The sequence below is a fragment of the Streptomyces sp. NPDC001634 genome, assembly GCF_040298185.1.
Lineage (GTDB): Bacteria > Actinomycetota > Actinomycetes > Streptomycetales > Streptomycetaceae > Streptomyces.
This window is the reverse complement of sequence record NZ_JBEOZU010000035.1, coordinates 76,424-95,569: the sequence shown is the minus strand read 5'-3', so window position 1 is coordinate 95,569 and position 19,146 is coordinate 76,424. Positions and strand designations below refer to the sequence as shown.

The 19,146-nt window shown below is 66.8% G+C and carries 13 protein-coding genes and 2 pseudogenes; 5 read left to right on the top strand and 10 right to left on the bottom strand.

Annotated features, from left to right (window positions below; all coding sequences use genetic code 11):
* On the bottom strand, window positions 1–646 hold a 646-nt coding region (locus ABT186_RS23910; RefSeq protein WP_351926764.1), incomplete at its 3' end, for an RNA-guided endonuclease InsQ/TnpB family protein.
* Between the two features lie 84 nt (window positions 647–730).
* Here ABT186_RS23910 and tnpA point away from each other — a divergent pair.
* A pseudogene (tnpA, locus tag ABT186_RS23905) lies at window positions 731–1,128 on the top strand (IS200/IS605 family transposase).
* 74 nt (window positions 1,129–1,202) lie between these two features.
* A pseudogene (locus ABT186_RS23900) lies at window positions 1,203–1,466 on the top strand (response regulator transcription factor); the annotation flags it as partial.
* 557 nt (window positions 1,467–2,023) lie between these two features.
* On the opposite strand, the gene ABT186_RS23895 reads toward ABT186_RS23900, so the two are convergent.
* The 5 genes from ABT186_RS23895 to ABT186_RS23875 form a co-directional block, all read right to left on the bottom strand.
* Window positions 2,024–2,785, bottom strand: coding sequence for an SDR family NAD(P)-dependent oxidoreductase (locus ABT186_RS23895; protein ID WP_351233948.1), 762 nt, complete (start codon window positions 2,783–2,785; stop codon window positions 2,024–2,026).
* Entirely contained in the window at window positions 2,782–3,204 is a 423-nt protein-coding gene (locus tag ABT186_RS23890) for a VOC family protein (RefSeq protein WP_351233947.1), read from the bottom strand. The genes ABT186_RS23895 and ABT186_RS23890 overlap by 4 nt, the downstream gene beginning before the upstream one ends.
* Window positions 3,205–3,373: 169 nt before the next feature.
* Window positions 3,374–4,144, bottom strand: a complete 771-nt coding sequence (locus ABT186_RS23885; RefSeq protein ID WP_351233945.1) for an SDR family NAD(P)-dependent oxidoreductase — start codon at window positions 4,142–4,144, stop codon at window positions 3,374–3,376.
* A gap of 203 nt (window positions 4,145–4,347) precedes the next feature.
* A complete protein-coding gene (locus tag ABT186_RS23880) occupies window positions 4,348–5,352 on the bottom strand; it encodes an aldo/keto reductase family protein (RefSeq protein WP_351233943.1) in 1,005 nt (334 codons plus the stop codon).
* A 398-nt stretch (window positions 5,353–5,750) separates the two neighbouring features.
* The gene (locus ABT186_RS23875) at window positions 5,751–6,077 is read right to left on the bottom strand and encodes a putative quinol monooxygenase (RefSeq protein ID WP_228620813.1); all 327 of its coding nucleotides are present in this window, start codon (window positions 6,075–6,077) and stop codon (window positions 5,751–5,753) included.
* A gap of 132 nt (window positions 6,078–6,209) precedes the next feature.
* On the opposite strand from ABT186_RS23875, the gene ABT186_RS23870 reads away from it, so the two are divergent.
* The 3 genes from ABT186_RS23870 to ABT186_RS23860 are packed head-to-tail and all read left to right on the top strand — an operon-like array spanning window position 6,210 to window position 7,261.
* Entirely contained in the window at window positions 6,210–6,401 is a 192-nt protein-coding gene (locus tag ABT186_RS23870; RefSeq protein ID WP_351233941.1) for a hypothetical protein, read from the top strand.
* Entirely contained in the window at window positions 6,398–6,574 is a 177-nt protein-coding gene (locus ABT186_RS23865) for a recombinase family protein (RefSeq protein WP_351233939.1), read from the top strand. Before ABT186_RS23870 ends, ABT186_RS23865 begins: the two co-directional genes overlap by 4 nt.
* 51 nt (window positions 6,575–6,625) lie before the next feature.
* Window positions 6,626–7,261: a hypothetical protein gene (locus ABT186_RS23860; RefSeq protein WP_351233937.1), complete on the top strand. Its 636-nt coding sequence runs from the start codon at window positions 6,626–6,628 to the stop codon at window positions 7,259–7,261.
* Between the two features lie 274 nt (window positions 7,262–7,535).
* Here the strand turns inward: ABT186_RS23860 and ABT186_RS23855 are convergent, their stop codons facing one another.
* From ABT186_RS23855 to ABT186_RS23840, 4 genes are all read right to left on the bottom strand, one after another.
* Window positions 7,536–8,660 carry a glycoside hydrolase family 18 protein gene (locus ABT186_RS23855; protein ID WP_351233935.1) on the bottom strand — a complete coding sequence of 375 codons (1,125 nt, stop codon included), beginning with the start codon at window positions 8,658–8,660 and terminating at the stop codon, window positions 7,536–7,538.
* Between the two features lie 193 nt (window positions 8,661–8,853).
* Window positions 8,854–10,071, bottom strand: a complete 1,218-nt coding sequence (locus ABT186_RS23850) for a hypothetical protein (protein ID WP_351233933.1) — start codon at window positions 10,069–10,071, stop codon at window positions 8,854–8,856.
* A 108-nt stretch (window positions 10,072–10,179) separates the two neighbouring features.
* Window positions 10,180–10,692, bottom strand: coding sequence for a hypothetical protein (locus ABT186_RS23845; protein ID WP_351233931.1), 513 nt, complete (start codon window positions 10,690–10,692; stop codon window positions 10,180–10,182).
* A 1-nt stretch (window position 10,693) separates the two neighbouring features.
* Window positions 10,694–18,880 (bottom strand): DNRLRE domain-containing protein, encoded by an 8,187-nt coding sequence (locus ABT186_RS23840; RefSeq protein ID WP_351926762.1) that lies wholly within the window; start codon window positions 18,878–18,880, stop codon window positions 10,694–10,696.
* Window positions 18,881–19,146 lie beyond the last annotated feature (266 nt).

Here is a 19,146-nt window from a genome sequence, read left to right as displayed (position 1 = left end):
CGGCCCGGCGCAGGAAGCGGGGGCTGTCGATCTTGCTGCCGTCGGACAGGACGGCGAAGGCGGACAGACCGAGGTCGAGACCGGCGTCGGTGTCCAGTCCGGGGAGGATGTCCGGCTCGGTGTCCACGACGAAGCTGAGGAAGTACCGGCCGGAGCTGTCTTTGGTGACGGTCAGGGACGTGGGTGCGGCCGGAAGCCGACGGGACCACGTGACCTTGAGGTTGCCGACCTTGGCCACGTACACCGTGCCGTTCTCCATCAGGGAGAAGGCGTTGGTGTTGAGGCGGATCGACTGCCGGGTGTCTTTCTTCGATTTGTAGCGGGGAGGGCCGACCCTGCGGCCCTGTCGCTTGCCCTTGATCGAGTCGAAGAAGTTCTTGTAGGCGGCATCCAGGTCCCGCAGGGACTGTTGCAGGACGACCGCTGACACGTCGGCGAGCCAGGCGCGTTCCTCGGTGCGCTTGGCCTGGGTGATGCAAAGCCGGGACAGGTCGGCCGACTTCACATACGGCAGTCCTGCCGCGTGCGCTTCCTTCCGGTCGCGCAGGCAGTCGTTCCACACTACGCGGGCGCACCCGAACGCACTCGCCAGCGCACGGCGCTGGGAGGCGTCCGGGTAGGCCCGGTAGTTGTAGCGGAGCTGCACACCCAAGATCCTACAAGGCCTGACTACGATTGGTCTCATGGATAGCAGAACGACTACAGGCGTGGCAGGCACGTTGTTTCGGCGATGCATGTGCATTTGGTCTTCGTGACGAAGTACCGACGCGGAGTCTTCAACGACGAGATGCTGACGCGCTGCGAAGAGGTCATGCGCAAGGTCTGCGGGGACTTCGAAGCGGAGCTGAAGGAGTTCAACGGTGAACGCGATCACGTCCACCTCCTGGTGCACTACCCGCCCAAGGTCGCCGTCTCGAAGCTGGTCAACAGCCTCAAGGGCGTCTCCGCTCGCCGGATACGGCTGGGGGTACCTCCCGGCCGAAGGCTGGGGGAGAGTTCACCGGGCAGATCAACCGCGCCATCATGCACGGGCACCTGTGGTCGCCCTCGTACTTCTCCGCATCGTGCGGCGGAGCACCGCTGGCGATCGTCCGCCAGTACATCGAGCAGCAAAAACGTCCGCTCTAAAGTGCACGTCAGAACAGCCTTGAGATGCATACATCCCCGGCCTGAACGCCGGGGCTTTCTGCAAGAATCCCGGTAAGCCGATCAACCGGCGCGTTGCCCAGCCGCCCCCCACCGATACCGGCACGCAGCTGGAAGAGCCGACCGGCCGCGAACGCGAGGCCGTCGCCCTCGTCGCGCGGGGCCTGTCCGACGACCAGATCGCCGACCGCTTGGTGCTCAGCCCACTGACCGCCAAGACCCACATGAACCGGGCCATGGCCAAGCTCCACGCCCGTGACCGCGCCCAACTCGTGGTCCGCGCCTATGAGTCCGGCCTGGTAGCCCCACCCAACCGCTGAGCCGACGGCCCACAGCCCGCCACTCCCCACCTACCCCAGCGACCCGCTCGTTCGGCAGCAGCCCGTGCAGGTTCGCGATGCCGTCTGCACACGACGGGTACGCGTCGGGTGGGCGAAGAGGAACCGCTCGACGACCCCCGCTGCTCGCTGAGTCCGGGTGGGACGGCTGTGGACTCAGTCGAGGCTGCGAAAGACGTGCGGCTCGGATGGGTCGTCGCCGTGGCCGGCGAGGCGGATCGGTGTGGAGCGCGCCCACATGACTACTGGGACGCTTGGAGCCTGGCCCGCTCCACGGTGTGCGGGCCGGAGGCAGACGGGAGAAAAACTCAAGGCCGTCGTGGGCTGACCACAGACTTGCCGGAATCGGACGGCTGACCTGTGAGCCGCAGTCGCGGGCATGGCAATCCGAACACTGTGCGCAGGTAGTCAGACGAATCCCACAACAGTGAAGACAGGGCGTGGGCTACAGGGCACTGACCAGCGGACGCGGGAGCATTCCGCAACGTGCGCGATGGTCAGGATGACGCACGAACCAGTGCCGATGTGTCCGCGAGTCCTCAGGTCCGAAGGTAGGAGGCGCCATTGAGGTCGAGTACCGTTCCGGACGACCAGGCGGCTTCCGGTGAGGCCAGGTAGAGCACCGCGGCCGCGACCTCCTCGGACGTCCCAACCCGTCCGAACGGGCTCTGGCCGCGCAAGGTCTCGCCGCCTCGGCCCGCCATCTTCGGGGCCTGCCGTTCGGTCGCGATGAAGCCTGGCGCCACAGACGTCACCGCGATGCCGTGCGGTGCCAGCGCGATGGCCATCGACTGCCCGAAGGCGTGCAGTGCAGCCTTGCTCGCACCGTACGCGGGAAAGTCGGGCTCGCCCCGGAAAGCACCGCGCGAACCGATGTTGACGATGCTGCCTGTACCGGCGCGGCCGATGAGGTGCCGGGCGACGCAGTAGGTCACATTCGCCGCGCCGAGCAGATTGACGTCGACCATGCGGTGCCAGACAAGCTGCCAGTCCTCATAGGACACGTCGGCGACGGAGTGCCGGGTGCTGTCGGACGGTGCGGCGGCGGCGTTGTTGACCAGCACGTCGACCCCGCCCAGCCTCTCCACGGCACCGTCGACGATCTCCCGCGCCGCTTGCGGATCGCCAAGATCGCCCGCGAGTAGGGCGTGACCGGAACCGGGCAGTCGCCGCAGCGTTTCCTCGGCGTCCGCGCGGTTGGTCGCGTAGTGCACTCCCACGCGGTCCCCGCGCTCAGCGAACGCAAGGGCCACCGCCCGGCCGATCCCGCGCGACGCCCCTGTGACCAGCACCCGCCTCATCGCGTGAAGACCTGGGACTCGTCGCGGAACGCCTTGAACTCCAACGCGTTGCCGGCCGGATCGTGGAGGAACATCGTCCACTGCTCCGCCGGCTCGCCGGAAAATCGGAGGTAAGGCTCGATGACGAACTCGGTACCCGCCGCACGGAGTCGCTCGGCGAGCGCATGGAAGTCCTCGGTCGACAGCAACAGCCCGAAGTGTGGGACGGGCACCGCATGCCCATCGACCTCACTGTTCCCAGCGGGCACAGGGCCACCGGGGACCACATGAGTCACCACCTGATGGCCATGCAGGTTCCAGTCGATCCAGTGGCCAGTGGACCGTCCTACGCTCAGCCCGAGGACATCTCCGTAGAACTGGCGTGCAACGTCAAGGTCATCGACCGGTATGGCCAGATGGAAGGCGGGGCGCACAGGCATGTGAACACTCCTTCGGCTCGGTGCGCTCCGACCTCGCAACAGCCGAATGTCGAATCACCGGCAACAAGGGGACCCCGGGGCTTCGCGGTTGTCGGACTGAGATCCCGAAGATTCAGGGGTGGGTCAGCACCAGGGCAGGGGCGACAGGAGGATGCCTGGCCCCTCGGCTTCACGAAGCGGGCCAGGTCTCCGGGAGATGGTGACCGCCGTCCGCCACCAGGACCGTGCCGGTGACGAAAGAAGCCGATTCATGCGCCAAGAACAGCACGCACGCCGCGATCTCCTCCGCCGTGCCGCTGCGTCCAAACGGCCCCGCCGCGGCGGCCGCGGCCTCGAACTCCAGCTGTGAACCGGTCGCCACATAACCGGGAGCCACGATGTTCACCGTCACGCCATCCCTGACGACCTCGAGGGCGAGCGCCTGGGACAGCCCCACCAGGCCGGCCTTCGCCGCTGTGTAGGTGGCCTGCCCCGGCATCGCCGTGACCGTTCCCGTGGTGGAGCCGACCGAGACGATCCGGCCGTATCCAGCCGCCCTCATGGCGGGCACCACGGCACGGCACATCAAGAAGGCCGTCGTCAGATTGCGGGCCAGGGCCGCGTTCCAGTCCGCCAGTGACAGGGCGGCGACGTCCCCGTCAGCGTCCCAGCCCGAGGTCACCGAGGTCATGCCCGCATTGTTCACCAGCACATCGACCCGACCCCATCGCTCGAATGCGGCGTGCAGCACGGCATCCGCGCTTCCTTCGAGTGTCAGGTCGGCGACCACACCCACAGCAGCCTCGCCCAATTCCGCGGCACGCTCGTGGATCCGCTCGGAGGTCGCGCACAACACGACCCGGCCGCCCTCCGCGACGAGTCCCCGCGCCACCGCGGCACCGATCCCGTCCGGAGCTCCTGCGCCCGTGACGATTGCCACCCGGTCCTGAAAACGAGTCATGCGATCCAGCCACTGTGTGTGATTCGGATGTGCGGAGGGAGCGGACCGTCCGTCGAAAGGGGCCGCCGTTGTGGAGTGCTGCTCCCCAGGCCACCTCATTCGGCTGTGAGGAGGCAGGGGGCGTGCTGTTGTGACGCTTCACGGAGACCGGCTTGGAGGCCCGAGAGGTCGCGGCTGCCGATCACCGCAATGGCGTCGACGCCTCAGGGGCGGCGCTGGGGCACATTGTCGTGGACCCGCTTGGGGTCGGTGACCGCAACCGGCTCCAGGACCTCCTCGATGCGGGCCGTGAGGTCAGCCTCCAGCACGACACCGGACGCCTTGGCGTTCTCCTCGACCTGCTCCGGACGCGAGGCACCGATGATGGCGGCCGAGACGTTGGAGTTCTGCAGCACCCAGGCCACGGCCAGTTGCGCGAGCGACAGCCCGGCCTCGGCGGCCAGCGGCTTGAGCCGCTGAACGGCCTCCAGCACCTCGTCGCGCATCCACCGCGCGATCATGTCGGCCCCGCCCTTGTCATCGGTGGCCCGCGAGCCCTGCGGGGGCCGGCGACCGGGCTCGTACTTGCCCGTCAGCACACCCTGCGCGATCGGAGAAAACACCACCTGACCCATGCCCAGTTCCTCGCAGGTGGGCACGACCTCCCCCTCGATCACCCGCCACAAGGCGTTGTACTGGGGCTGATTGGACACCAGAGGGATGTGCAGTTCCCGCGCCAGCGCGTGAGCACGCCGGATCTCCTCCGCGGGCCACTCGGAAACGCCGATGTAGTGGGCCTTGCCGGAGTGGACGATGTCGGCGAACGCCTCCATCGTCTCCTCCAGCGGCGTGGCCACGTCGTACCGGTGCGCCTGGTACAGGTCCACGTAGTCGGTCCGCAGGCGTCGCAGCGACCCTTCGATCGACTCCATGACGTGCTTGCGGGAGAGCCCCCGATCGTTGCGACCCGGCCCGGTCGGCCAGTACACCTTGGTGAAGATCTCCAGCCCCTCACGGCGCTCGCCCTTCAGCGCATCGCCCAGCACCGACTCGGCACGCGTTGCCGCATAGACATCGGCCGTGTCAAAGGTGGTGATGCCGAGGTCCAGCGCCGCGCGCACGCACGCGGTCGCCGCGTCCGCCTCCACCTGCGAGCCATGGGTCAGCCAGTTCCCGTAGGCGATCTCGCTGATGACCAGACCACTGCGGCCAAGATGACGGTATTCCATAGGGGCAGTCCTTTGTTGTCATGCGCGAGGCAGTCGACACGGCCCGGTGCAGGCGCACCATGGTCTGCCGCAGGCTCGGCACCCGGGCGGTTACCGGAGCGACGCTTGGCAGGGACTTTCATCAGATCATTTCGTGGGCCCCGGCAACAGCACTTGCCTACTCCTGCTGAACGTACCCCGGACAGGGTTACCCAGCCGCCGGCCGGCCTCGTGCCCCGGCGACCCGGGTGTCTTGGCCAGAGGTGGGCCGAGACACGCCGGATGGCGACGTGGATCCACTGTCTTCCGGCGAGGCGGTGGGCGAGGCCCTGGCACCGCACGCACATGGTGGCGGTGAGTGACATGTCCCGGCGCGGGAGAACGCGGCAGTCGTGTTTCCCTGCCCCTCCGCGACTCCGTCAGCCCTTGACTGCCATTTCCCCGAGCAGGGACCAGTCATCCTGCTCCAGGGCCGCGTTGACGATTCGCGGCGTCTCGACCAGGTGGGGTGGCAGGGTCTGCTGTGCCGACTTGAAGTGGTCGGACTGGACATGCGCGGTACCGGCGTCACCGTCCCGGAACGCCTCTACGAGCACATACTCGGTCGGATCGTCGAGGCTGCGCGACCAGTCGAACCACAGACAGCCGGGCTCACTGCGAGTGGCCTCCGTGAACTCACGGGAGATCTCGGGCCACCTCTCCGCGTACTCCGGCTTGATCCGGAACTTGGCCGTGATGAAGATCATTTCACGCTCCCTTCGCATGTGATCTTCACTCATCGTAGGACGACGGGCGACCACCGCGCGGTAGCGTGAGGAGCCTGGCCCCATCGAGATCCTCCTCTCCGTCAACCAGATCGCCATGGCGTGAGCCGGGCCATGAGCTCCCAGGGCCAGCTCCAAGGCCGCTACCTCGACGGGCGGCCTCCCTACGGCTACCGGATCGCCGACGCAGGCCCCCACCCCAACCCGTCCAAGGCCGCCACCGGTCAGCGCATCCACAAGCTCGAGCCCGACCCCGCCGCCGCACCCGTCGTGCTGCGGTTCTTCCGTCTGTACTGGAGGGCATGAGCTACAGCGCCATCGCCGCCCAGCTCACCCGGGAAGGCATCCCCTGCCCCTCCGCCCATGACGCCACCCGCAATCCCCACCGTAAGAAGACCGCATGGCAGCAGGGCGCCGTACGCGCCATCCTCCTCAACCTCCGCTACACCGGCCACGAGGTCTGGAACAAGCAACGCTAGGAAGAACGCCTCCTCGACGTCGACGATGTCACCCTCGGCCACCGCACCCACATGACGCACAACCCCGTCGAGGAGTGGAGCCACTCCATCGAGCCCGCCCACGAAGCGATCATCAGCACCGATCTCTTCGATGCCGCCCGCACCGTGCGCACACAGCGCGCCGGCAAGCGGGGCGCGCGCCCCTACGCTCTGCGCGGCCGGGTCCGGTGCAGCCTATGCGGGCGCAAAATGCAGCCCGCCACCATCCGCAGCCACGTCTACTGCCGCTGCGAGTTCAAAGAGGAAGAAGCCGCCCTCTATCCCGACCTCACCCACCCGCGCACCGTCTACCTGAGAGAAGACATCCTGTGCCAGGCCCTGGATGAGTGGATCGCCCGGGCCTTCGCCCCGGACCGGCTCTCCGCCACCATCGAAGCGCTCACCCACGCGAGCGCCGCAGCAAGCACCGCACAGTCCCAGACCCCCGAGCAGACCCAAGCACGCCAGGCGATCAAGGAGTGCGAGCGGCGGCTCGCCCGCTACCAGGCCGCCCTCGACTCCGGAGCCGACCCCCGCCGTCGTCACCCAGTGGATCAACGAGGCCCAGCGGGACAAGGACGCGGCGCAGAAGAAGCTCGACGCGCACTCCGCCGTCACCCGGAAGAAGCAATCCCCGCTCGACACGCGCCAGCTCCGGGAGATCACTGAGAGTCTTGGAGATATTGCACAGCGCATCCAGACTGCCGCCGTCGAGATGAAAGGCCCGCTCTACGACGCCCTGGGCATCGCTATCAGCTACGAAAACGCAACGAGGACCGCGACCGTAAGGTCGAGGCCCTCGTCACCGTATCGTCAATCGTTGTGTCCGAGGGGCGAGTTGACCACTGACGATACGGTCGTGGTGGCACAAGGGCTGCTCCAGGTGTCGAACCCAACCTGATCACAGCCAGAGCCTCAATCGACAATCACATTCCCTCTACGATCAGCCGTTGAGTCGATGTACCCAGCGCTCGCGGTACGCCGCCCAGTCCGCCGCGGTCGCGGCGAAGTCCACATAGAGAGCGACGCCGCAGTGGGTGCGGTCCGCGTCCGTGCGGGAGAGGCCCAGGCGGGCGCCGCGGACGGCGACAGTGACCGTTTCGGCGGACGCGTGGTGGCCGATGTCGTCCTCGTGGTAGAAGGGCAGGCCGATCAGCAGGTCCGTCGAGGGTGGGGTGACTTCGAGAGCCAGAGATGTCTGCTGGGCGACATAGCCTCCATACAGGCTCTGGAGGGGCATCGCCGTGTCGTACGACATCACCGCGATCTGGTCGACCCGGCGCGCGACCTGGCCGAAGTACTGCTGAGACCACCACTTGGGATGTCCGGTGAGACCGCCCGCCAAGGAGTGGAGTGCGGGGACGGGGTCGATCTGGGGGGCTGCCACCGAGAGCGGGACGTGGTGGGCCCTGGTGACGCGGTGCAAAGCATCGAGGAGGGCGAGGTAGTCGCGGTCGCCCGAGTGCAGGGGCTCGAGGTCGACATGGGCGCCGTCGAACCCGCCCGCCAGGACCTGGCGGGCGGAACGGACCACGGCAGCCCGTGTCGCCTGCCGTTCCAGTCGCAGGCCGACCGGTCCCTCGCTCGCGAGCTCGTCGCCGAGCCAGGCCTGGACGCGTACGCCAGGTAGCTCGTGGTGTACGGCATTGATCAGCCAGCGCGCGTTTTTGTAGGCGGACTCGGGGAGCGTGCCGTCGTCTTCCAACGGGCCCGCGTGCACGTACAGGTCGCGGATTCCGGTGCCGCGCAGGCGGCGCTCGAGCGCATCCAGGTCCGTGTCGCGCTTGCGTCCGTCGACCCAGGCGTGGCCGAGCCACAGAGCGTCCCGGTTCCGGGTGTACGTCCCCGGCGCCGGGTCGCCCGCGTAGTTCAGCCGGAGGGTACCCGCGACGGCGAGCGTGGGCACGAGGAGGGCGAGGAGCAGGCCGAGCGCGATCCGCCGGGTCCAGCTCAGCCAGGTGCGGCGGGGCCGGCCGTTGCCGCGGGGCCGCCCGGCCGGCCCGCACCGGGGACCGGCCTCACCGCCGGACTCGTCGGTGAGCGCCTGACCCGTCCGCTCCGTGTCCACCGCTGTATCCCTCTCACACCGGACAGAGCGAACCGACAGCCCGGTCAGGCGCTTGCGGCCGCTGACGAATGGAGGTCGGAAAGACCCTGTTCCACCGGAAGGCGAGCCCGCCGCCTACGGATCCGACGCGCCTTCAGCCGCGCCAGAACCGTGGCCACAAGCAGGCACGGTACTACTGCCCCCGGCATTGCCATCACGCCTCACCGTTCGACAGTGAACTCTTCCGCATCATTCTGTGCAGAATCTCATCGGTGACAGCACAGACCGCGATCGCCGTGATGAGGAATACGCACATGGCTCTCAGCAAAGCGGCTTCGTAATAGGTGTCGGTCGCCCAGTGGACGGCCGCGTATGCGGCAACGAACCCTGCGGCGGCGGCGAAGCCGAGTTGCCCGACCCCCGTGGACAGGCGCTCGGGATTGCGCAGGAGCCGCCGATCGCCCAGCCCTTCGCGTACGGCACGTACGGCAGCCACGAGCAGCACGCAACCTCCCGCCGCTGCCGCCAGCAGCGGGCTGCCGAAATTCACCCCGTAGCGCACTGCCAGGGCGGGTACGAAGAACAACGCCAGCGACCAACGCAGCCCACTCCCGACGGTCGTCACCGCTGCGCCGACAGCTGCATGCCCGGGAAACCTGGACGCGGCTGCCCGTACCGCCACGAGCACGGCCAGTGCCACTGCCGCCCCCGGCAGCTCAGCCCGGAGCTTTCCCAGGTTGTACAGCAGTGCGGTGTCGTAGACAACCAGTACCAAATGCCCCAGTCCCCACAGCGAAGCACCGAACAGCAGGAGCCCGGACACGGACACCGGCGGGCTGTCCTCGCGTTCCCGGTCGGCGAGCGCCATGATGAGGGGCGGCGTCACCACTGCCGCAACCAGCCTGATGGCGATGTCCTCGATCGTGTAGGGATTGCGTAGATCCCACTCGGCGGCACAGAACACCGCCGTGTAAGAGGCTGCCGCGAGCCAGATCAGCGGTGAACGGGCCACTCTCCGGTACAGGCCGCGGTCCAGCCAGCGCAGCACCGTCGCGAACGCGAGCAGCACGAAGGGCAGTTCCAGGAACGCCTGCACTCGCAGCACCGAGGGCGCGAGGAGCTCCGGTGCGGGGAAGTGCTCCGCGAGCCACCGAATCAGCGGATTCCTGTCGGCCAACGCGAACCAGCCGTCCGGCAGGTACCGCGCTATGAACGACGCATCTCCACCGTGTACACGCACGACATACACGGTGAACAACACCTGGTTCAAGTAGATCAGCAGGGCGACGGCGATCAGTGCGATTCCCGGACCGATGGAAGCCGCGCGCACGGCACGAATGCCAGGGGCCTCCCCCGTGCGACGACGAATGGTCCTCGGTGCCACCGCCAAAGACGCAACGACCGACACGACAACGGAGGCATTGACGAGCACAGAGCCGACAGACACCTGAAACCGACCATCCAATCCGTGGGAGCCATGAGCCGCAGAACGCCTGCGGGCCGCGCCAGGGTGAATGGCGCGGCCCGAGACGTTCATGGATTACGCGGTCAGGTACACCGTGCACTTCCCTGCCGCTTGGTGGACAAGCGCCTCGATCATCTGGTATCGGCCGAAGTCCCGCTCATACCAACTGTCGTCCGACGTCGGGCTGACCCAGCCGTAGCGCTTGGCGAAGACATCGACGTCGGAAGTGTCGGAACGTGCGTACGACACCCGGCGCAGTGAGCTTCGGGAAACGAACGCCGGGACGTCCCCGCAGTCGACCGCGAAGAGCGCGACCAGAGGGTAGGTGTCATCCGACGACAGTGCGGAATAGCGCAGGCTCCGCACTGAAGGCGGCGTCTTGATGCCGTAGTGGTCGAACGCCTCCGTTGCGCTGACATCCGTGTCCTGGCCCTGGAGCGCCCCTGGGAAACTCTTGTGCTGACTCTGGCAGGCCGCCGTGGCGAGGACCAGCATTGCGGCCATGGCCGTGCCTGCTGAGCGCCAGGCCCGCGAGGCCCGCGAGTTCCCGCCGGCCGTCTCGCGGCGAGGGGGGTGCCAGTCGCTCATGTCAGCCCCCCAGGGTGTAGCTGTAGGAACCCCAGACGTTGTAGTCCTGGGCCATTCCGTCCGCGTTGAGCTGAGCCAGGTCGTTCTGTTCGATCAGGTGTCCAGGGCCGACGTTGCCGCGCGGTTCGCCCCCCGCGACATTGCCCCAGTTGTAACGCTTGAAGACATTCACCGTGATCGTTTCCACGGTCGTCCCGTCAACGGCTGTGGAGGTACCGCTCACGTCGTACTGGTAGCCGTTCAGCGCGTACCACCAGTTCTGCACCGCGGGGCCCTTGTCGCCGTGTTCCTTCTCATTCCTGGCGACGCTGCTCGACTGCCATCCGGTGTTGAAGTTCCCATCGCCCGAGGCAAGCCCCTTGGCGACCGCTTCATCCACCTTGGCCTTGAATCCTCCGACGTCGTTCATCATCTTCTTCGGGTCGATCTGGTACGCGGTGCCAGAACCGTCGAGCCAGTGATCCAGCAGATTGGCGGCGTCAGTGTAGCCGTAGCCGTGCCTCAGCGCTTCGGAGCCCACCGACATGATGTCGAGAAGGTCCTGGTCGTGGTCCATGTCCAGCAGGTCCTGCCACCACGACGAGGAGTCGTACGGACGGTAGTCCTCCTTGTTCTCCGTCGGGATGGTGATCGGGGTGTCGTTCGTGTAGTACTTCCCGGCGCCGGGTGCGGTGCCCGACTGGCTGGAATCCTGGCGGGCCTCACAGGCTTCTATTCCGGCAACGGTCCCCGAGCAGCCGTTGTCGTCGATCAACATGTGGCCGTCGACTTCGATGTTGCTGAGGGGGTTGCCGCCGCCGAACGCATACCGGTTACCCGTGAAGGGGTCGGTCGTCATTCCGCTGTCGGCCAGCGCCCCCTCGTACATGTCGCGGGTGAGGAAGCGGTTCATGCTGGGGTCGTAGTTTCGGAACCCCATGTCGTAGTTGCCGGTGTCGCCGTCGATGCGCTTGGAGTTGAACCGGTAGACGTTGTACGGGGTGGCAGCGGTCGTCCCGGTGGCGCCGGTTCCGGTGCCCTTGTCGACGCCGGTGTCCTGACTGGTGTCGTCCTTGCCGTAGGCGGTGTAGCCGTAGGTCGCCGTCGTGTTGCCGTTCGCGCCGGTGATGGCCTGGACGTCCGTGTGCGCGTTGTAGGTGTAGTAGGTCGGGGTTTCGGTGCCGTCGGTGTTGTGGACGATCTGGTCCAGGCGTTCGCCAGTGGAGGCGTACTGGTAGCTCTTGGTGACCGTGCCGCCCACCGACTCGTCGGCCAGGGACTTTGAGGTGGCCAGGTAGTCGAAGTTGGTGGTCTTGGCGTTGGAGGAACCCGCGTTGTCGGTCTGGGAGACCGTGCGGTCGAACGGGTCGTAGGTGTAGTTGGTGGTGACCGTGCCGGAACCGGTGTACTTGGCCTCGCTGGCGATGTGGTCGAAGCCGTCGTAGGTGTAGCGATTGATGACGGTGCCGACGGCGGTGACGGTGTCGGTGCGGCCGAAGGGGTCGTAGTTGTAGTCGGCTGTGGTTCCGCCCGCGGTTGCGGTCAGCAGCCGGTTGCGGTCGTAGACGTTGGTCGTGGTGGTGCCGCCGACCGTCTGCGAGGTGATGTTGCCGGCCAGGTCGTAGGTGTAGCTCTGGTTGTTGTTGCCGTCGGAGTTGGTGACCGAGGCGACCTGGTCGCGCGGGGTGTAGGTGTCGGTGGCTGTGCGGTTGAGACTGGCGCTGCTGTTGTCGGCGTTCTGGGTGACCGAGACGTCCTGGGTCTGGTTGCCGTTGGGGTCGTAGGTCAGGGTGTGCTGGGCGACCACCGTGCCGCCGGAGGTCTTCTCCACCGAACCGGCCAGTGAGTTGTCCAGGTTGTAGGCGTTGGTCACCACGTTGCCGTTGGCCTTGGTCTCCGTCGCGACCTTGAGCGCCGGCGTGTAGGTGTAGCTGGTCGTCTTCCCGCTGTCCGTGGAGGTCTCCTTGTTGACCACCTGGCTGAGCAGGTTGCGGACGTCGAAGGTGTAGCTCGCACTGGACGCGTCGTGGGTCTCGCTGAGCGGATTGCCCGCGTCGTCGTAGGTGAAGCCGGTGGTGTGCTTGACCGTGCCGGACAGCTTCTCCTGCAGCTGGGTGAGCCGGCTCAGGCCGTCGTAGGTGTAGGCGTAGTCGTTGAACTGCGCACCCGGCGAGTTGTCGGCCAGGTCGGTGAGGCTGCCGTTGGGGTCGTAGGTGTAGGTGAAGGACTTCGGGTTGGGCTGGGTGTCACCGGAGTTGTTCCGGACCACCTTGATCGCGTCCGCGACCACCGTGCCGCCGGCGTTCTGGGCGAGGCTGATCTTCTGGCCGGTACCCGCCTGGGTGAAGGAGTAGGAGCCCAGGGAGACCCAGGTGCCGGTGTTCTTGGTCTGGTCGACCGTCGAGGTGGCGGAGCCGCCGTTGTAGTTGATGGTGTACTGCGCGGTGGTCGCGGCCCCGGTCACGCCGGGGAACTGGGCGTAGACCTGGTAGGTGCCGTCCTCGGGGATGCTGAGGTTCCAGGTGAAGGCGTCCGTGCCCGAACCAGCCGCATGGGTTCGGTAGTTGTAGCCCTGGTAGCCGGTGCCGTTGGTCGCGGCCGACCAGGTGCCGGTGCTGCCGGTGTTCTGGGCGTCGGAGTTGTCGACCATCTCCACCTGCAGGCCGACGGGCACTCCGTTGTCCGTGTGCGACTGCAGTTTGCCGTCCGGGTAGTAGCCCCATCCCTGCGTACGCGAGGAGGAGCCGCCCGCGGAGGTGATGGTGCGCGAGGTCTGCTTCCCAAGCGCGTTGTAGTCGTAACTGGTGGTGATCCCCCACGGGTCGGTGGACGACTTGGTCCAGCCGTTGTCCCAGAAGGAGGTCGTGGTGACGCTGTTGACCGTGCTCCCTCCGGACGGCGGGGCGGTCACCTTGGTCAGACGGCCGGCGGCGTCGTAGCTGTAGTCGGTCTCCGGCGCGGTGTTGTAGGTGGAGTCATTCGGGTTGTACGCCCCGAACTCGGCGCTCTTGCGGTTGTCCGCGTCGTAGCTGGTCTTGGTGGTGTAGGCGTTGGCGATGCCGGAGGCCACACCACGCGGCGAGATCGTCGCGGTCTTGTTGCCGACCTGGTCGTACTGGTACTGCGTGGTGTCGTAGGTGATCGTCCCGCCGGAGCTGGTGTGCGGGACCTGGACCTGGGTGACGCGGCCGTCCTGGTCGTTGGTGTACAGCGTGGTGTTGCCGTTCTGGTCGGTGGTCGAGATCTGCGCACCGTCCAGGTCGTACGCCGTCGAGGTCGTGTAGTTCGCGGCGTCCGTGACCGTGGTGGGTCGGTGGTCCAGGTCGTAGGCGGTCTTGGTGGTGTGGGTCAGCGGGTCGGTGACCTGGGTCTTGTTGCCCACGTCGTCATAGGACGTGGTGGTCTTCTTCCCGGCCGCGTTGGTCACCGTGACCGGCTCGTTCGCCGCGTCGTACGCGGTCGTGGTCGTGTACGAGCCCGCCTGCGCACCCGAGACGTTGCCGTCCGGAGTCGTCACGGTCAGCTGGTTGCCGACCGCGTCATAGGTGTAGGTCGTGGTACGGGTCGGCGAGGTGGAGGTGTCCTGCGGCAGCGTCGAGGACGTCGCCTGGTCGTTCGCGTCGTAGACGGCAGTGGAGACGGCGCCGTTGGGCGCGGTCTTCTGGGTGATGTTGTCGTTGGCGTCGTAGACCGGTGCCGGGGTGGTGATGTAGACGCCGTTGGCCTGGTCCTTGGGGGTCTTGCCGTCCAGGGGGCGGCCGAAGACGTCGTAGTTCTGGGTGGTGGTGTGGCCGAGGGCGTCGGTGGCCGAGGTGACCTCGCCGCGCGGGCCGTAGACGGCTGTCGTGGTGTTGCCCAGCGGGTCCTTGCTGGTGTCCGGGTAACCCGAGGGGTCGTAGTTGGAGTAGGTGGTGGTGTGGTTGTTGGCGTCAGTGGCCGTCAGCAGCTCACCGGTCGCGTCGTACGTGTAGCTGGTGGTGTAGCCGGAGCCGGCTTTGGTGCCGTTGGGGTCCTGGACCGACGTCAGGTTGCCGTTGGTGTCGTAGGCGAAGTGCCAGTGACGGCCCGCCGGGCTGGTCTTGTCGGTGATGTCGGCGATGTGGCCGGACAGCGACGTCTGGTAGGTGTAGGTCTCGGCGGCCGTGTTGTTCTTGTTGGCCAGCGCGTCCTTCTTGGACAGCGGGTAGCCGGTGTTCGGGTCGTAGGTCCAGGTGGTCTGGGCGCCGTTGTCCTCGGTCAGCGACGTGACGTTGTTGTCCGCGTCCCAGGCCAGCGTGGTCTTCTGGTTGAGGGCGTTGACCGACTGGATCAGGCGGCCGGTGGAGTCGACCTGGTTCGTGGTCGTGTGGTTGTCGGCGTCGGTGATCGCGGTCTGCACCTGGGCCCCGGAGATCGCGCCGGGTTCGGTGTAGGAGAAGCCGGTGGTGTGGTTCAGGCGGTCGGTGACGTTCTGCGTCCACCAGTGGAACTTCGGGTCGGTCGACGGGTCGTAGTACGAGATCTGCGTCGCGTGACCACGGGGGTCCGTGACCTGGGTGAGCTTGACGTTCTTGTTGCCCTGGGTGGCGTCGTAGGTGAAGTTGAACGTCTTGGCGGCCGAGTTGCCGGCGCCGTCGACCATGCGGGCCATCAGGCCCTGGGTGGTGTAGTAGAAGTCGATCTCACGGCCGGAGATGTCCACCAGTGACTTGATGTGGTCGATGATCTTCGGGTTGGTCAGGTTGGTGTCACTGACCAGGTTCCCCGTCGAGTCGATGTAGCTGTAGTTGTCACCCTTGTTGTAGTAGTTGACCGTCAGCGTCTTACGGCCCGTCGGGTCGGTGATGTAGGAGAGGAACTCCTCCGGCTTGTTCTCCGACTTGCGCGAGCTGTAGGTGAAGTCGGCCTCGTTGCCGTTCTTGTCCACCACCGCGGTCGGGAAGCCCTCGCAGTCGTAGAAGAACTGGGTGCGGTCCGGCCGGGTCATCTCCCATGCACGGGAGTTGGTGATCTGCGGCCCGCACGACGCCAACTGCTGCAGATACAGATGCACGCCCGGCGGCGACGTCCACGTGCTGGTGCTCGAGTTCCACGTCCATACGTGGGACGTCCCGTCGCCGTCGGTCATGGTGACCTCGGTCGGGTTCGGGTTGGGGTGGAAGTCCAGCGGCGTGCCGAGCCGGGTGGGCGTGGAGGTCTGCAGCGACCAGCCGTAGCCGAGGGTGGAGTCGGTGGTGTCGAGCGAGTTGTACGACATCCGCGCGAACGTCGCGAAGCCGCGGGACGGGTTGGAGAAGGCGTTGTAGTTCCAGACCGTGTTACCGGAGGAATCGTTGGTGTAGAGCGCGGATCCGGCACCTGTGGCCCGGGTCGTGTACTGGTAGAACTTCTCCAGGCCCAGCTGATTGGAGCCGGGCTCCTCCACGCCGGTGGCCTGGCTCAGCGAGCCGATGCCCCCGCTGTTGGACAGGTACGAGCCGGTGGACGTGTTCTTCATGTCCCAGGCGAGAGTGAACGCGCCCTTGGCGTTGGTGTCCGTCGGGGTCGGCGGGGTGACCTGGGCGTTCAGCGTCTGCTGTGCGCCGGGCGTCATGTCCGACGGCAGTGCGGTCGCCAGCTGGTTGCTGGTGTTGGTGACGTCTGTTCCGTCGGGCAGGGTCCAGTGGTAGGTGAGCTGTTCGTTGGAGGCCGACCAGGTCGAGGACGTGGTGTTGTTGATGGTGACCGGCACGGTGTAGGTGGTGCCCGGAACCATCTTGGTCGGGGTGATCGGAGCGTAGTACGTGGAGTCGGTGGTGGCGTCCAGGTAGGTCACCACCAGCTGGGGCGCGAGCGCCGGCTCGGCGGTGTTGGGCCCGGCGAACAGGGTCCGCTCCTGCGGTGCCGTCGAAACCTCGCTCGCGAGCTTGACCTCCAGGCCGTGGTTGGAGCTGGGGGTGTTCACCCAGCCCTGCACGATCGCGGTGGCGTCGAACTTCTGCCGGTTCGGATCGTTCGTCAGTCCGGAGATGGTGCCGTCCGCGGTGGCGTTGTAGTCACCACCGGCGGTTGTCCACGCGGTGGTGGAGTTGGCGTTGTTCCAGGTGGCCTGCGACTGGGTGAAGCTGCGGTTCAGCGCGTGCAGTTCGTAGACGGCCCCGGAGGTTCCCGTGGTGGTCTGCTCCTGCCACACCTTCAGGTGCGCGTCCATGATCGTCGCGGTGGACGGGATTGTGGACGGCAGCGCCCCGAAGTCGAACACGGTCCGCGCGTTGCCGTAGGTGGAGGAGTTGTCGCCGACCTCCAGCCACTGCTGCGGCACCGATGACGTTCCGTCCGAGAGCGTGTTGAGCACCGTGGTCGGCTTCGCCGAGGACAGCGTCGTGGCCGACCCGCCGCGCAGGATCACCGTGGTCAGTCCGGCCTTCGGCAGCCGGACCAGCTGGGTCGGTGCCGGGATCAGCGCACCGGAGGCAGTCTTGACGACCACCATGTAGTAGTAGGCGTTGCCGTACGGGTCGCTGCTGGAGGTCGGTGTGGGCTGCGCGGTGGTGTCCACGAAGCTCGTCGTCCCGGCCGCGACCGGGGCGACCTCGGTGGAGGCGGAGGGAGTGAAGGTCTGGTACACGCTGCGGTGCACCTGGTACTCAACGATGTCGTTTGCCGAGCTACCGGTGTTGTTGGTGTAGGTGTTCCAGGACAGCTCGGCGCCAGTGGAGTGGATCACCGACGGCGGGTTCAGCGTCACCCCGGGCACGCCATAGGTGACCACCAGCTGGGGGTAGTTGGCGGTCTCACCGCCGTAGGAGTAGATGCTGCCCTCGTACCGCGGGCCGCCCTGGGAGAGCGCCGACTCGTTCGCCGCCTTCACCACGAACCCGTAGTTCGGCGAAGTTCCATTGAGCCAGCCCTGCACGGTGGAGGTCACCGAGTAGGAGTTCCACACGTCCTGAGTGTAGGCGGCCTTGGTCGCCGTGCCGGCCAGCGCGCCCGTGATGCCGTTCGCACTGTTCCAGGTCGCGGTCGTCGGGTCCCAGGCGGCCGTCGCCGCATGCGCCTCCAGCGGCACCGCGTTGGCCGCAGTGGTGTGCGTCTGGTCGTAGTACAGGTTCAGCGACGCGGACGTGATCGTCGTGCCGGCCGGCACAGACGGCAACGGGAATTTGATCAGTGCACGGGAAGCACCGGTCGCCGTGGTACCGACCGACAGCCGCCAACTGGTGCCGTAGTTGGTGGCCGGCCCGTCCGAGGAGATCATCACGTTCGACGCCTGCGACGGCGTCGGCGCCACCAGGATCGTCGGGTCGATCACCACCGGATACCGCCGGTGCGTATCCGCCAGCCACGACGCGTTGGGCCGGATCGTGATCCGCAGCATGCCCGACTTGGCATCCCAGCGCATCGACTGCGACACCTTCGTGGAGTACGCCGTCCCATAAGGCGACGAGGCGTCAGCCCTCGAGTCGGACATATAAGGCGCGGGGATCACGAACGCGGTTCGGCCCGCCTCGCCGCCCGTCAAGGCGATCGACCCGTCACGGCGCTGCCGCGGGGTGAACCCGCTCACCTTCAACGTGAACGAGTAAGCCGTCGCGGCCGTGGGCGCCTTGGCCAGGACGATGCTCTCCTTCAGCCCGCCCGGCTCGACCTGGTAACGAAGGTCTGCACCGGGCAACGCACCCGGATACGCCACCGTGTCCCCGGACACCTTCGGCGCCCTGGTGTGGGCGCCGTCAGCGGCCAGCTGCACGAAGCTCGAGCCCTGCTCTATGCGGACCAGTGACGAGGCACGGCCGGAGAAGTAGCTGTGGAACGCGTTGGCCTCACTGCCCACGGAGAACGCACCGTGGGACACCGGCCTGACCGCCGTCCTGATCGTCTGCCAGGCCCCGTGCGCATCGCGGTAGTGCAGCGGGACGGCGGAGACGACCTCCTGCACCCGGCCGTCGGAAAGTCGGTAGAACGACTCGTTCGCCGTCCGCCGCCTCGTCAGCTCCGCGATACGCCGGGCATGCGGATCGACATGCACACGCGGAGTCGAGCGACCCTTCGGCCGCGACCACTTGAACGTGGTCGACTCGGCCTTGACGCTCTTGTCGTCGTCCTTGAACCAGCTGCGCGGATCCCACCAGCTGTAGTTCGAGCCATGGTGCGGCCCAGACCCCGAAGTCGAGGCCTGCACGGCGACGGCGTGCTCGGCCGCGGACGCCGACTGCGGTATCCCCGTCGCGAACACAGCCGACACCGCCATGCAGGCAGCAAGCCGTTTCAACCGGTGCATCGACCAACACCCCTCTGGTGGCTGGTGACCGCGCCGTTCGCGCCCACCAACTCCGAGCACCGCAACGGGGTCTGAGATCGTGACACCCACACCGAGGATGGTGATCCACATCACAAGATAGGTCGCGAGATGGCCGTCATCGCCCCCAATTGCCCGCACAGTCCCGGCAAAAGCTGCAACTGGGCCTCTACAGCAAAGCCGAACGGGCGTTGTATAACTCCTCCGGTCATCGCTCC

Excerpts from the sequence above, each read along its gene's own strand:
- ABT186_RS23860 (WP_351233937.1), top strand. The coding sequence starts at position 6,626 with ATGACGCACAACCCCGTCGAGGAGTGGAGCCACTCCATCGAGCCCGCC.
- ABT186_RS23840 (WP_351926762.1), bottom strand. The coding sequence starts at position 18,880 with ATGGCGGTGTCGGCTGTGTTCGCGACGGGGATACCGCAGTCGGCGTCC.
- ABT186_RS23885 (WP_351233945.1), bottom strand. The coding sequence starts at position 4,144 with ATGACTCGTTTTCAGGACCGGGTGGCAATCGTCACGGGCGCAGGAGCT.
- ABT186_RS23880 (WP_351233943.1), bottom strand. The coding sequence starts at position 5,352 with ATGGAATACCGTCATCTTGGCCGCAGTGGTCTGGTCATCAGCGAGATC.
- ABT186_RS23845 (WP_351233931.1), bottom strand. The coding sequence starts at position 10,692 with ATGAGCGACTGGCACCCCCCTCGCCGCGAGACGGCCGGCGGGAACTCG.
- ABT186_RS23865 (WP_351233939.1), top strand. The coding sequence starts at position 6,398 with ATGAGCTACAGCGCCATCGCCGCCCAGCTCACCCGGGAAGGCATCCCC.
- ABT186_RS23875 (WP_228620813.1), bottom strand. The coding sequence starts at position 6,077 with ATGATCTTCATCACGGCCAAGTTCCGGATCAAGCCGGAGTACGCGGAG.
- ABT186_RS23890 (WP_351233947.1), bottom strand. The coding sequence starts at position 3,204 with ATGCCTGTGCGCCCCGCCTTCCATCTGGCCATACCGGTCGATGACCTT.
- ABT186_RS23870 (WP_351233941.1), top strand. The coding sequence starts at position 6,210 with ATGAGCTCCCAGGGCCAGCTCCAAGGCCGCTACCTCGACGGGCGGCCT.
- ABT186_RS23895 (WP_351233948.1), bottom strand. The coding sequence starts at position 2,785 with ATGAGGCGGGTGCTGGTCACAGGGGCGTCGCGCGGGATCGGCCGGGCG.